The organism is Flagellimonas marina, assembly GCF_042651185.1.
GTDB classification, from domain to species: domain Bacteria; phylum Bacteroidota; class Bacteroidia; order Flavobacteriales; family Flavobacteriaceae; genus Flagellimonas; species Flagellimonas marina.
This window is the reverse complement of the sequence record NZ_JBHSCL010000004.1, coordinates 676,701-689,016: the sequence shown is the minus strand read 5'-3', so window position 1 is coordinate 689,016 and position 12,316 is coordinate 676,701. Positions and strand designations below refer to the sequence as shown.

Here is a 12,316-nt window from a genome sequence, read left to right as displayed (position 1 = left end):
AAATTTATAGTGTATGACCATAACACAATTACAATATGTCCTTGCGGTTGCAGAATACAAGAACTTCACCTTGGCGGCCGAAAAGAGTTTTGTTACCCAGCCTACCCTGAGTATGCAAGTACAAAAATTGGAGGATGAACTTGGTGTTTTGATTTTTGATAGAGGAAAAAAGCCCATCACTATTACCGAGGTGGGCAAAAAGATTGTGGATCAGGCCAAAAATATAGTGGCCGAAGCGGAACGCATCAAGGATATTGTGGATCAGGACAAAGGGTTTATTGGCGGGGACTACACCCTTGGAATCATCCCAACGGTAATGCCTACACTTTTGCCCATGTTCTTGAACACCTTTATTAAAAAATACCCCAAAGTCAACCTTATTATCAAAGAGCAACCCACAGATGCCTTGATTAGGAATCTTTTGGATGGCCATTTGGATGCTGCCATTGCTGCCACCCCTCTAGAGATTGAATTTATAAAGGAGCGACCTTTGTATTATGAGCCATTTGTAGGGTACGTTCCACAGAATCATAGATTATCCGGTGAGCAATTATTGACAACAGAGCATCTGGACGTCAGTGATGTTTTACTTTTACAAGATGGACATTGTTTTAGAGACGGTGTCATCAATCTTTGTAAATCCACTAAAAACATTCAGGGAGAACAGTTTAAAATTGAGAGCGGAAGTTTTGAGACCTTGGTAAGTCTAGCCGATGAAGGTATGGGCATGACTTTACTCCCTTATTTGAACACATTACAACTGGAATCCAACAAAAAAAGAAACCTGAAACCTTTCAAAAGTCCGTCCCCTGCCCGCGAAATCAGCTTAATTTATCATAAAAGTGAACTAAAAATACAAATAACAGATGCTCTTCGAGAGGTAATTTCCAGTATTGTTCGAGGAGCTATAGCCTTCCAAGATGTGAAGATCATTAGCCCATTGGCCAAAAATTAAGAGAGCCGCTTTCGCGGCTCTATGTTTGGTTAAACTTTTAACAGTAGTAATGTAGGTTGTAACTCTGGCTTGTCCACAATATAAAACTGTAACCAGATTTTTAATTCTTCAATTTCGCTGGGTAATAACCGGGAAATAGCTTTTTTCAATTCTCTAGAGAAGAGTCTAGCATCAAAACTAACTTTTTGAAGGATAGTCTTGGTGTAATCTAACATTGCTCTGGGCATAGAAATTTGATTAAATTGATTAAAGTGGTTGTGGTAACTAAATTAGCAAAAAACATGTTTAGATGGTTCTCCTTGCAGTTAAAAATTGGATAATTTCGTGTTAAATTCGATAAACGACCATATGCACCCTCCTGATTTTCAAAAATTTAAGTTCCTGACTATCATGGCGATAGCAGGATTTTTCCTACTTACAGGATGTTCTCCAATTCGAAAAATAGTGAAAAGTCAACTGCAAGAGGATGTACTTAAAAATTCCTTTCATGGGTTGGTGGTCATTGATACTGAAACCAAAAAAACAATTTACGCTCATAACGAAAATCGCTATTTTACTCCCGCCAGCAACACCAAGATTGCTACCTTTTATGCAAGTACAAAGCTACTTCCCCGTACTATTCCAACCTTAAAATATGCTGCTGTCAATGACACTTTATATATTGAAGGAACAGGTGACCCCTCTTGGATCCACCCCCGTTTGGCTGACAGTACTGCCGTTCGTTGGTTGAAAAATCAAGGAACCCTTGCACTGTACACTCAAAATTCCAATGAATCCCGTTTTGGACCAGGCTGGGCATGGGAAGATTATGACACTTATTTTTCCCCAGAGAAAAGCACCCTTCCATTGTTTGGAAATGTTGTATCCCTCCACTTTAATGATGAATTAATGGTATCACCAAACTTTTTTGCGGACAAGGTTCAAGTAAAAGACACCACGTTAAAAAGGGATGAGTTTACCAATCATTTTTATATATCTCCCACAGAACAAGACACATTAGAAATTCCTTTTATCACCAGTGGTTCCATTACACAAAAGCTATTGGAAGACATGCTAGAAACAACTGTAGTTCTAACCGATCGTTTTCCGTCAGTTGAAAAGAAGACCCTTTATGGCATGGAAACAGATTCCATTTATAGGGATATGCTTTTTGAAAGTGATAATTTTTTGGCTGAGCAATTGTTGATGGTGGCTTCTTCAACGCTTTCTGATACCTTAAGCACCCAAAAAGTGATTGATCACATGTTGGAGAATGACTTGAGTGATTTGGAACATCCCCCGAGGTGGGTGGATGGTTCTGGGCTATCCCGATACAATCTGTTCACACCCAAATCTTTTGTGCAAATCCTTCAAAAAATCCAAAATGAAATTCCCGAGGAGCGGTTGTTTGTTCTTTTTCCGAAGTGGGATGCAACAGGAACTGTGAAAACATGGAACGACCCATCGGTTGAGCCCTTTATTTTTGCAAAGTCAGGGTCTTTGGGGAACAATTACAATTTGAGCGGTTATCTAAAGACTAAATCAGGCAAATGGCTCCTATTCAGTTTCATGAATAATCATTTTAAAGTCCCCACATCACAAATACGAAGTATGATCTATGCCACACTCAAAGATATTCATAATACTTATTGACCCAATAGCTTGTTAATTTGGGCATATTGCAACAACATAATGGTCTTGGCGTCCTTGATCTCTCCTGTTTTTATCATCCGTAGTGCATCCTCAAACTTTAGCTCCAACACCTCAATGTTCTCCGTTTCATCCTCAGCACCGCCACCTTCGCTAACTTTCATGGCATCCTCATACTTTCCAATAAAAAAGTATAGGATTTCAGTTACGGAACCTGGTGACATATACGCTTCAAATACTTTTTTTACCTCATCAATTTGGTAGCCGGTCTCTTCCTCTACTTCCATACGTATAGTTTCTTCTGCATTGCCTTTCTCCAAAAGTCCTGCGCAGACCTCGACCATCATTCCATCTTCATTTCCGTTGATATAGGTAGGCATTCTAAACTGACGCGTCAATACTACCGTACCCTTTTCGACATTATAGAGCAAAATAGCTGCCCCGTTGCCCCGATCATACGCCTCCCGATGTTGGGTCTCCCATGTGCCATCAGGGCGCAAATACTCATAGGTAAACTTGTTCAGGGTATACCAGTTATCGGAAAGAAGTTCCTTTTTTATGTTTCTTATATTTCCGTATTTCATAGTCACTTATACCGTTGCTGCTTTATTTAAATATTGACGAAATGGGAGCATTCCCTTGTACACAGCCACTATTTTGTCTTTAAAATCTTCTTTAAGCACCTCTTTTTTAGTCAGTTCATGAACCACAGCAAAGGTTTTATTTCGCAATAAATGGATGTGTGGATGGTCTTGGGAAAAACCCTTTGGGGCATTGGTCAGTTTTTCATCTTCATATAGACCGCCAAATGTTTTTTTAAAAGAAGGCTTGTCCAATAGGGCTTGAAGTTTTTCCCCATCATAATCTATTGCTTCCCTAATACTTCGAAGCGTTTTGGGGTCTGGACGCCAAAATCCTCCAGCCAACATGCAATGTTTTAGTCCGATCTCAATATAAAAATCGGCGGAATGGGGCGCTTTGTCCAAGCCTGCACCAAAATGGTCCTTGTAAACAGGCTTGTTGGGATGAAACATTAAATTATTGTTGATTCTATTGATGCCCTTTTTGCCCGGCGTTGGGTAGTAGTCCGAATGCAATTGCGACATGGTCAAATCCAAATCATCCAGCCAAACGATAAAATCGTTGCGAAGGGATTTATACCATTTTCGGTGGGCATCCATCCATTCTTTATTGTTGTTTTGTTGGAGTTCTTCAAGAAACTGGAACAGGTCGTGGAAATTCATATCCACAAAAGAACCATTTTTTTTCAGATTTCAGATTTGGATGATTAGATTTTTGGAATTCAGTACTTATTATTCCGTACCTAATGCCCATCACATTTTTATATCAGATGCTTCTTGGTTCCGAACGAAGTTTGAGGAGATTCTTCACTCCGTTCAGAATGACATTGGGTTACAGTTCTTCCGACTTCTCATTATCGTCTAAAAAGAGATTTTTCAGTCGCCCGCTCTTTCAAAATTACAATGGGGCAATGCGGTTGAACTGTAACTGTCATTCTGAGTAGTTGCCAAAGGCAAAAACGAAGAATCCCTTTTCTTACTTCCGAGTTCCGACTCCTGACTTCTTACTTCCGACTCCTAACCACTAACTCCTAACTCCTAAAAACTAAAATCGATTGTCACCATCCAACAAATCGCCAAGACCGCCCAAGATACTGCCTTCTCCCTTATCTTTTCCACCACCTTTAGGGGCAGCGGCCCAGACCCTACTGGCCAATCGGCTAAAGGGAAGCGATTGAATGTACACTGTACCGGGGCCTCGTAGCGTTGCAAAGAACAAACCTTCCCCACCAAAAACGGTATTGCGAATGCCTCCTACAAATTCAATATTGTAATCCACGGTCTGCGAAAACCCAATGATACAGCCAGTATCCACCTTTAAGGTTTCGCCTGCGGCCAATGTTTTTTTCGCCATGGTACCACCCGCGTGCACAAAGGCCATACCATCACCTTCCAGTTTTTGCATGATAAAGCCCTCACCGCCAAAAAAGCCACGGCCCAACCTTTTGGAAAACTCAATGCCCACCGAAACCCCTTTTGCAGCGCAGAGAAAGGCATCTTTTTGGCAGATAAACTTTCCTCCTTTTTCCAAAAGGTCAATGGGAATAATTTTACCGGGATAGGGCGAAGCAAAGCTTACTCGTTTTTTACCCTGACCTATATTAAGGAAAGCGGTCATAAAGAGGCTCTCACCTGTGAGCAGTCGTTTCCCTGCGGAGAACAGTTTGCCCAATACCCCAGAATCTTGATTGGAGCCATCGCCGAAGATGGTGTCCATTTTAATATCGGTGTCCATCATCATAAAACTGCCAGCCTCGGCCACAACAGCCTCTTGGGGATCTAGTTCTATCTCCACATATTGCATTTCCTCACCGTAAATGTGGTAGTCTATTTCGTGGTTTGATTTATTCATCAGATTTAATTGAATTACTATTTATTTTATGTATTGGTCTTGATTTACTTAAACTTGTTACAAACAATAGTAATTCATTCCTATTCTAGTAGGGTTTTTACTATTTAATTTGTTATAATGGAGCATAACCTAATATTTTTTCGCTATGAACGTTTTTAAGTTAAGCCTTAGGATGATTCCTCAAATACTTAAATTTTCCGTATTCAGTTTTATTTTTATTTTCTTAACCAGTTGTAGTAACGATGACGATGACACCTTTGCCAACGTAAGGGTAAACGGGAGCTTGATAACAACCACGCAAGCTGATTTTGTCATTGGAGACCGTTCAGATTTTAATGGTGATGTTGATGCCAGCTTCACAGGAAATGGGGGTTCGGCCACACGGGTTTTCAGTTGGAACAACAACCTTACGACTGCAGATTATAATGCCGACATTACTTCTACGTCTGAGGGTAGTTTTCGAATAATTGTTGAGGATTCCGAAGCCACTGTTGTATTGGACAGAACCATTCAAGGCGGCGCAGAACCAGATAGTATTGATGGCGTTACTTCCGCTGGTGTCTCAGGAATATGGACTGTTACCATAATAGTAACCAATTTTAATGGGGATGGAAGCTTTTCGTTAAGTGAAGGTGACTAGTTGCCTTAACCAATCTCTATTTTACACATTATATAAAGCTAATGTAGTTTACGCATTAGCTTTTTTATTTGACAGGGCTTGCAACCAGCCTTGATGTATGGTGGTATATTTTGTGTGCGTTCATGTTATTCGTTCTTCTGTTGATTTGTTTATATGTTAGTTGGTTTGAGGTTTTGTTACAGTTTAGGTTAAATACAAAACCATTACCATTCACCCTTCACCAAGGTCACCCCTTTACCTTCACCGTCCATTCAACCCTTCGACCTCGCTCAGGGTGACAATGACAGATGCTATCTATTTATTTTTTTAGCAGAACCGTCCACTCAAAATGAAAAGTACTCACCTCTACACCATCTTCATTAACGCCAACCGACTTCATCCAACACGTTTGCCCCTCTCCAGTTTCAATGGTTTTTTGAATAGCCTCGGCAATTAGATGTCCTTCTTCACAGGTAAAGACGATTCTTCCCGTCGCCTTTTTGGTAAACGTGGCTTTGTTATTGGCTACCAACATGGAGATTTTCTTACCACTTTTCTGAATTTCGTTCATCACCAAAGCTCCCGTGCTCAACTCAGCCGCCATACCCTGAACGGCCCAAAACATGGATTTAAACGGGTTTTGATTAAACCATTTGTGTTTTACCGTAGTTACTGCTCTCTTCTCATCAATAGCCTTGAGTCGTACGCCAGACCACCATGCTGACGGCAGTTTTAAAAAAGTAAACGTATTGATTTTACTGGGTGTAAGCGCCATATCGTGAATTTAGGAGTTTAAAAATAGGTAAAATTACAACGAGTTCAATATGTTAAATAAATGTTAATTAATAGTACTTTGTTTTGCATAGTACTGTCTTTTGGATATATATTTGCATCGTAAGCTAATAGGCAAACCAATTTAATTTGTAATTCATCAATCAAAAATGGCTACAACATTAACCAAACACGAACGAAATTTATCCGCGATCATTCACGCGTCCACCTTTTCAAAGTGGTTCATTCCTTTTGGGAATTTTATCCTCCCTTTGATTTTGTGGACAGCCAACAAAAAGGAACATGCTTTTGTAGATCACAATGGGAAGCAGGCGCTCAACTTTCAAATGAGCATGCTCCTTTACTCCATTGTTGCAGGCTTGATAAGCATTCCTTTCTTTATCGGTTTTTGGCCCGATGTGTTTGACTGGGACTTTTTTGGAATCCACCAATTGAGTGACCTAAACAATATAAACATCAGCATTAGTAGCGATGATTTCAGATTTGGTCGCTTTTTCTGGCCCGTAGGTATAAGCGGCGTCATTCAGGTTGGGTTGGCCATTGTGAACATTGTATATACCATTCTAGCCACTATTAGAACCAATGAAGGGGAGACATTTCGATATCCTTTGACCATAAAATTCATCAAATAATCAAAATAGGAGTTTAATCAACAATCAAAAAACGAAAAACTTGCCCTGAGCGCAGTCGAAGGGTCAATCAATCAAAAATCATCAATCAAAAAACGTTTCCACTCCCCTGCTCATCACAGGGGACTGGAGTGGAAACAAAAAAACGGACAGTTAATTTAATAGAACCATGAAGTTATGAACATAGAAAACACAAAAGCACAGATGCGCAAAGGGGTTCTGGAGTACTGCATCTTGTCCATCTTAAAAGATGATGACAAGTATGCCTCCGAGATTCTGGAGGCCCTTAAGGACGCTAAGATGTTAGTAGTGGAAGGTACCATATACCCTTTGTTGACGAGGTTGAAAAACGCAGGTTTACTCAACTATCGTTGGGAAGAATCCACCTCGGGACCTCCCCGGAAATACTACGCCCTTACCGAAACCGGTAAATTGTTCCTTAATGAACTCAACGGAACGTGGGACGAACTAAGAAATGCAGTCAATCTGGTAACCAACACAAAATAAGTATCAAAAATGAACAAGACAGTAAATATAAATTTAGCCAATACGCTCTTTCATATCGATGATGATGCGTATAACAAGCTGAGACGATATTTGGAGTCCATAAAACGGTCTTTTTCCGGCACTCCGGGAAGCGATGAGATCATTGCCGATATCGAAGCTCGAATAGCCGAACTCTTTTTAGAGAAAATGGAAAACGAACGACAGGTCATCACTCAAAAACAGGTGGACGAGGTCATCAATGTCATGGGGCAACCCGAAGACTACATGGTGGACGAGGACATCTTTGAGGATGAACCCAAAAAGACCTATGACGCTCCTAGAAGCAAGGCAAAAAAACTTTACAGGGACATTGACCAAAAATACATTGGGGGTGTCTGTTCCGGTCTAGAACATTATTTAGGTTTTGACGCCCTTTGGATTCGTTTGATCTTTATCCTTTTGGCCGTTTTCACCGGATTTGGCCTGATAGCCTACATTTTACTTTGGATTTTGGTTCCCGAAGCGGCCACCACCTCGCAAAAATTGGATATGCGGGGAGAGCCTGTCAACATCAGCAATATAGAACGCAAGGTTAAAGAGGGGTTTGATGATGTTGCCGACAAAGTAAAAAACGTTGACTACGAAAAAGTGGGCAACAAGGTCAAAAGCAGCTCCAAGACCTTTTTTGATGCCATAGGGGATATTATCATGTTCCTGTTTAAAGTATTTGGCAAGTTCATTGGCATTTTGTTGATTATCGTTGGTGCAACCGCACTTATAGCATTGTTTATTGCTCTGTTTTCAGTGGGACTGTTGAATGCCGTACATTTTCCAGGAGTTGATTTTTATGAAATTGTAGGCACCACAGGCGTCCCTGTCTGGGTACTTTCAATACTGCTGTTCTTCGCCTTTAGCATTCCGTTCTTCTTTGTTCTCTACTTGGGATTAAAGATTTTGGTCAACAATCTAAAATCTATAGGAAACATTGCCAAGTTTTCACTTTTGGGACTTTGGCTGATTTCGGTTGGAACTTTGTTCGCACTTGGTATTCGCCAGGCAGCTGAATTTGCCAACGTAGGCAGTGTTAATGTGAGGGAAGAAATGGTGTTGGAGAACCCAAATGACACTTTAATCATTAAAATGAAGGAGTCTGCGTATGACCATAACATGGAAAACGTTCATTTTGGAAGAATGTCTTTCACCTATGACGAAAATGATAACAAAATATTGATTTCAGACGACGTCCACATTAAATTGAGAAAGTCTGTGGATTCCATGATCAATATCAACATCCGAAAAGATGCCCATGGAAGTACTTTACTTGCGGCACGGGAACGGGCCAAAGCCATTGATTATGGTTTTTCAATTGCCGGGAATGAAATCATTGTTGATGAACATTTGGTCACCGATGTTTCCAATAAGGCCAGAGATCAAGAGGTGACCACAACCATCTACATTCCCAATGGGAGCGTAGTTCGGTTTGATGAATCCACCAGGGGTCATGTGTCCAGTGGCATCCTTAACGATAAAGGATATTACCGAAGTGGAATTATTGGCTACACTTGGACAATGGGCGAAGACGGCGAATTGAAGTGCCAGAACTGTCCCGATGAACCCGAAGATACTGATGAAGAGGAAGAAGGTGGAAAAATCATCATCAATGAAGATGGTGTGGACATCAATCTTAAAGATCGTGAGGATTCCTTTGAAATGAAAATCAATGAAGATGGCATTAAAGTAAAAGCGGGAGAAAAAAATAACAATTGAGACCCTTTTTTCAACAATTGGGCAACCATTAATTTAGAAGACAAATCAAAAAAACGAATTTTAATCAATCATTAAAACAACAATCATGACAACACTCGCAAGATTAGCAATCGCAGCACTATTTTCACTTTTTGCATCGTCCTGTATGTTCGATATGAACTTTGGCGACGGCAAAAAAGGAAACGGTGAGGTAGTAGAAGAATCCAGAAACATCTCAGAAGATTTTACCGAAGTATCAGCTTCGGAAGGCCTGGATGTTTTTGTAACCCAAGACAAGGAATATAAGATTACCGTTGAAGCTGATGAAAACATCATAGACTTAATCGGAACAGATATCAAAGATGGAAAACTTAAAATCCATGCCATTGAGAACATTGGACGGGCCACCAAAAAGATATACGTTTCCTTACCTACGGTAACAGCATTAAAAAGTTCCAGTGGTGCCGACCTCATTGCACAAAATGTAATCGAGTCCGAAACTTTGGAGTTGGATGCCAGCAGTGGTTCCGATCTACAGGTTGAAGTTGTGGCACGGGAGGTATCCGCAGATGCTAGCAGCGGTGCCGACATTCGGCTTTCCGGAAGGGCCGATATGCTCTATGCGGACGCTAGCAGCGGTTCGGACATTAAGGCAAAAGATCTTTTGGCCAAGACGTGCAATGCCGATGCCAGCAGCGGGGCAGATATCTCGGTGAATGTTTCAGAATCTTTGGTAGCCGATGCCAGTAGCGGAGCGGATATCAAATATACCGGAGAGGCAAGCGTGCAAACCAAAAAATCTGTTTCCGGGAGCGTACATAAATATTAATTCATTTTTCTCTTTAAATTTGTTGAAGGCCCATTGTTTTTTCAATGGGCTTTTGTCATTAATATATCTGCCCTAAAACCTATATTCGCAAAACTGAATGAATACAGTCCTATGCAGATAATCTTGAAGAAATACATTCTTCCACTGGCACACACATTTTCCATTTCCAGAGAATCGAGGGATGAACAAGATACATTGATCGTTGGTTTGACCCTTAATGGAAAAACAGGGTACGGAGAGGCCACCTCTAACCCCTATTATAAAATAACCATTGAAGGAATGATGGCCGAAATACAAGCCGTAAGAGACCAAATTGAAGACTTTGATTTTGATACGCCAGAAAATTTTTATGCGCATTTAGAAACCTTGAACCTCCATAAATTCACCCTCTGTGCTTTAGATTTGGCCGCAAATGACCTATATGGCAAACTAAAAGGCAAACCCCTCTACGAAATCTGGGGTACCACTACTGATCAATATCCCATAACCAACTACACCATCGGCATTGATACCATCGAAAAGATGGTGGCCAAATTAAAGGAAAAACCATGGCCACTTTACAAAATAAAATTGGGCACCAACGAAGATGTGGAAATTATTCGTGAGCTGCGCAAACATACAGCTAGCGTATTCCGAATTGATGCCAATACGGCATGGACCGCAGACGAGACCATAAAAAATGCCCCCCTGTTAAAAGAACTTGGCGTTGAGTTTTTGGAACAACCCTTAAAGGCAGATGATTGGGAAGGAATGGCCTTGGTAAGGGAACAATCGGTTTTGCCCATTATCGCAGATGAAAGCTGCATTATAGAAAGTGATGTGGAAGCTTGTGGTCCTTATTTTCATGGTATCAATATTAAACTGACCAAATGTGGAGGATTGACCCCGGCCAGAAGAATGATTAAAAAAGGTAGGGAACTTGGACTTCAATTAATGGTAGGTTGTATGACGGAGTCCACCGTGGGCATTTCAGCCATTGCACAACTTTTGCCGCAATTGGACTATGTGGATATGGATGGTGCCATGCTTCTAAAAAGAGATTTAGCTAAGGGAGTACGGATATTGAACAATGGAAAAGTAATATTTCCGGAGCTACCTGGTAGTGGAATAGAATTGCTCTAATGGCCTACCCTATCCAAAACATACCCGATAGAACGGTTTCAATTAATGGCAAGCCTCATCTGTATTTTGGGGGAACCGCCTATTTAGGACTGCAAAATTATACACCATTTAAAGAATTGTATCTAAATAATGTTTCCAAATACGGGATGCACTATGGTGCATCAAGAAAATCGAACGTATCCCTCGATATTTATGACAAATCCGAAAAATTTTTGGCAAAATGGGTCGGTAGTGAAAGTTGTTTGACCATGTCATCAGGATACTTGGCCGCCCTATTGGTGGTACAAGTTTATTTGGAAAAAGGTCACCCGGTTATTGCCGCACCTAATGCCCACGCTGCACTGGTTACTCATGGCGTAATAAAAACCAAGGGCTTTGAAGAACTGAAAGAACTGATTAATAATACTGACCGTGAAAATTTGTTGCCTCCTGTGGTTGTATTTGACACCATAGATTTTTCAGGAGAGCACTATCCAAACTTTAAGAAGTTGAAAGAGCTTCCATTGGACAAGATTATTTTGGTAGGAGACGACTCACACGGTATTGGAGTTGTTGGCCATCAAGGAAGTGGATGTTTTAACACACTTAAAGCACTCAACCCATACAAACTGTTGGTTTGCTGTTCGTTGGGAAAGGCGTTGGGCATTCAAGCAGGTGCCATTTTTGGAAACAATGACGATATCAAAACCCTACGATCCACCTCTTTTTTTGGTGGTGCAAGTCCAGCATCGCCATCATTTATGGGTACTCTGCTGGATGCACAAAACATCTATTCAGAGCGAATGGTTAAACTCAAAGACAATTATGTTCATTTCAAATCCCAAGTTCGGAATGTATCATTTTTTATGCAGATGGAAGGACATCCCACCTTTGAGTTCCAAGATGAAAAATTAGCTCAGGAACTAATAGATAACCGTTTTATTTTCACCAATTTCCATTACCCCGATGACACTGGTCCCCTAATAAGTCGCATTGTGCTGAGCGCTTATCATACAACCGAAGATATTGAAGCCTTGGCACAGCGTGTGAATGCGCTTATTGGTTGATTGGAATTTCTAATGAATTTATTAATTTAT

Annotated in this window: 14 protein-coding genes; 9 read left to right on the top strand and 5 right to left on the bottom strand. The window is 40.7% G+C overall.

Features of this window, described 5'->3' with window-relative positions:
* Positions 1–13: 13 nt before the first annotated feature.
* Complete coding sequence (locus ACFOWS_RS06665) at positions 14–955, top strand: LysR substrate-binding domain-containing protein (RefSeq protein WP_379763159.1); 942 nt, start codon at positions 14–16, stop codon at positions 953–955.
* 29 nt (positions 956–984) lie between these two features.
* Here ACFOWS_RS06665 and ACFOWS_RS06660 read toward each other — a convergent pair whose 3' ends face one another.
* On the bottom strand, positions 985–1,182 hold the full coding sequence (locus tag ACFOWS_RS06660) for a hypothetical protein (RefSeq protein ID WP_366590214.1): 198 nt from the start codon (positions 1,180–1,182) through the stop codon (positions 985–987).
* Positions 1,183–1,399: 217 nt separating this feature from the next.
* On the opposite strand from ACFOWS_RS06660, the gene ACFOWS_RS06655 reads away from it, so the two are divergent.
* Entirely contained in the window at positions 1,400–2,587 is a 1,188-nt protein-coding gene (locus ACFOWS_RS06655) for a D-alanyl-D-alanine carboxypeptidase (RefSeq protein ID WP_379763158.1), read from the top strand.
* On the opposite strand, the gene nudK is transcribed toward ACFOWS_RS06655, so the two are convergent.
* The 3 genes from nudK to ACFOWS_RS06640 form a co-directional block, all read right to left on the bottom strand.
* Complete coding sequence (nudK, locus tag ACFOWS_RS06650; RefSeq protein WP_379763157.1) at positions 2,581–3,168, bottom strand: GDP-mannose pyrophosphatase NudK; 588 nt, start codon at positions 3,166–3,168, stop codon at positions 2,581–2,583. The genes ACFOWS_RS06655 and nudK overlap by 7 nt on opposite strands.
* A gap of 6 nt (positions 3,169–3,174) precedes the next feature.
* Positions 3,175–3,828, bottom strand: coding sequence for a DUF2461 domain-containing protein (locus ACFOWS_RS06645; protein ID WP_379764498.1), 654 nt, complete (start codon positions 3,826–3,828; stop codon positions 3,175–3,177).
* A gap of 382 nt (positions 3,829–4,210) precedes the next feature.
* The gene (locus ACFOWS_RS06640) at positions 4,211–5,017 is read right to left on the bottom strand and encodes a TIGR00266 family protein (protein ID WP_379763156.1); all 807 of its coding nucleotides are present in this window, start codon (positions 5,015–5,017) and stop codon (positions 4,211–4,213) included.
* Positions 5,018–5,162: 145 nt separating this feature from the next.
* Between ACFOWS_RS06640 and ACFOWS_RS06635 the strand changes: the two genes are divergently transcribed.
* A complete protein-coding gene (locus ACFOWS_RS06635; protein WP_379763154.1) occupies positions 5,163–5,657 on the top strand; it encodes a hypothetical protein in 495 nt (164 codons plus the stop codon).
* 298 nt (positions 5,658–5,955) lie between these two features.
* Here ACFOWS_RS06635 and ACFOWS_RS06630 read toward each other — a convergent pair whose 3' ends face one another.
* Positions 5,956–6,411 carry a DUF4442 domain-containing protein gene (locus tag ACFOWS_RS06630; RefSeq protein WP_379763153.1) on the bottom strand — a complete coding sequence of 152 codons (456 nt, stop codon included), beginning with the start codon at positions 6,409–6,411 and terminating at the stop codon, positions 5,956–5,958.
* 166 nt (positions 6,412–6,577) lie between these two features.
* Here ACFOWS_RS06630 and ACFOWS_RS06625 point away from each other — a divergent pair, with 166 nt between their 5' ends.
* From ACFOWS_RS06625 to ACFOWS_RS06600, 6 genes are all read left to right on the top strand, one after another.
* Positions 6,578–7,060 (top strand): DUF4870 domain-containing protein, encoded by a 483-nt coding sequence (locus ACFOWS_RS06625; protein ID WP_379763152.1) that lies wholly within the window; start codon positions 6,578–6,580, stop codon positions 7,058–7,060.
* Positions 7,061–7,234: 174 nt separating this feature from the next.
* Positions 7,235–7,564 (top strand): PadR family transcriptional regulator, encoded by a 330-nt coding sequence (locus ACFOWS_RS06620; protein WP_207097318.1) that lies wholly within the window; start codon positions 7,235–7,237, stop codon positions 7,562–7,564.
* Positions 7,565–7,573: 9 nt separating this feature from the next.
* On the top strand, positions 7,574–9,310 hold the full coding sequence (locus tag ACFOWS_RS06615; RefSeq protein WP_379763151.1) for a PspC domain-containing protein: 1,737 nt from the start codon (positions 7,574–7,576) through the stop codon (positions 9,308–9,310).
* Between the two features lie 85 nt (positions 9,311–9,395).
* Positions 9,396–10,118 carry a head GIN domain-containing protein gene (locus tag ACFOWS_RS06610; RefSeq protein WP_379763150.1) on the top strand — a complete coding sequence of 241 codons (723 nt, stop codon included), beginning with the start codon at positions 9,396–9,398 and terminating at the stop codon, positions 10,116–10,118.
* A gap of 111 nt (positions 10,119–10,229) precedes the next feature.
* Entirely contained in the window at positions 10,230–11,240 is a 1,011-nt protein-coding gene (locus ACFOWS_RS06605; protein WP_379763149.1) for a dipeptide epimerase, read from the top strand.
* A complete protein-coding gene (locus tag ACFOWS_RS06600) occupies positions 11,240–12,286 on the top strand; it encodes a pyridoxal phosphate-dependent aminotransferase family protein (protein ID WP_379763148.1) in 1,047 nt (348 codons plus the stop codon). Before ACFOWS_RS06605 ends, ACFOWS_RS06600 begins: the two co-directional genes overlap by 1 nt.
* Positions 12,287–12,316: the final 30 nt, after the last annotated feature.

Bases quoted from the DNA above. Each gene is read 5' to 3' on its own strand.
- ACFOWS_RS06665 (WP_379763159.1), top strand. From the start codon at position 14: ATGACCATAACACAATTACAATATGTCCTTGCGGTTGCAGAATACAAG.
- ACFOWS_RS06660 (WP_366590214.1), bottom strand. From the start codon at position 1,182: ATGCCCAGAGCAATGTTAGATTACACCAAGACTATCCTTCAAAAAGTT.
- nudK (WP_379763157.1), bottom strand. From the start codon at position 3,168: ATGAAATACGGAAATATAAGAAACATAAAAAAGGAACTTCTTTCCGAT.
- ACFOWS_RS06645 (WP_379764498.1), bottom strand. From the start codon at position 3,828: ATGAATTTCCACGACCTGTTCCAGTTTCTTGAAGAACTCCAACAAAAC.
- ACFOWS_RS06640 (WP_379763156.1), bottom strand. From the start codon at position 5,017: ATGAATAAATCAAACCACGAAATAGACTACCACATTTACGGTGAGGAA.
- ACFOWS_RS06635 (WP_379763154.1), top strand. From the start codon at position 5,163: ATGAACGTTTTTAAGTTAAGCCTTAGGATGATTCCTCAAATACTTAAA.
- ACFOWS_RS06630 (WP_379763153.1), bottom strand. From the start codon at position 6,411: ATGGCGCTTACACCCAGTAAAATCAATACGTTTACTTTTTTAAAACTG.
- ACFOWS_RS06625 (WP_379763152.1), top strand. From the start codon at position 6,578: ATGGCTACAACATTAACCAAACACGAACGAAATTTATCCGCGATCATT.
- ACFOWS_RS06620 (WP_207097318.1), top strand. From the start codon at position 7,235: ATGAACATAGAAAACACAAAAGCACAGATGCGCAAAGGGGTTCTGGAG.
- ACFOWS_RS06615 (WP_379763151.1), top strand. From the start codon at position 7,574: ATGAACAAGACAGTAAATATAAATTTAGCCAATACGCTCTTTCATATC.
- ACFOWS_RS06610 (WP_379763150.1), top strand. From the start codon at position 9,396: ATGACAACACTCGCAAGATTAGCAATCGCAGCACTATTTTCACTTTTT.
- ACFOWS_RS06605 (WP_379763149.1), top strand. From the start codon at position 10,230: ATGCAGATAATCTTGAAGAAATACATTCTTCCACTGGCACACACATTT.
- ACFOWS_RS06600 (WP_379763148.1), top strand. From the start codon at position 11,240: ATGGCCTACCCTATCCAAAACATACCCGATAGAACGGTTTCAATTAAT.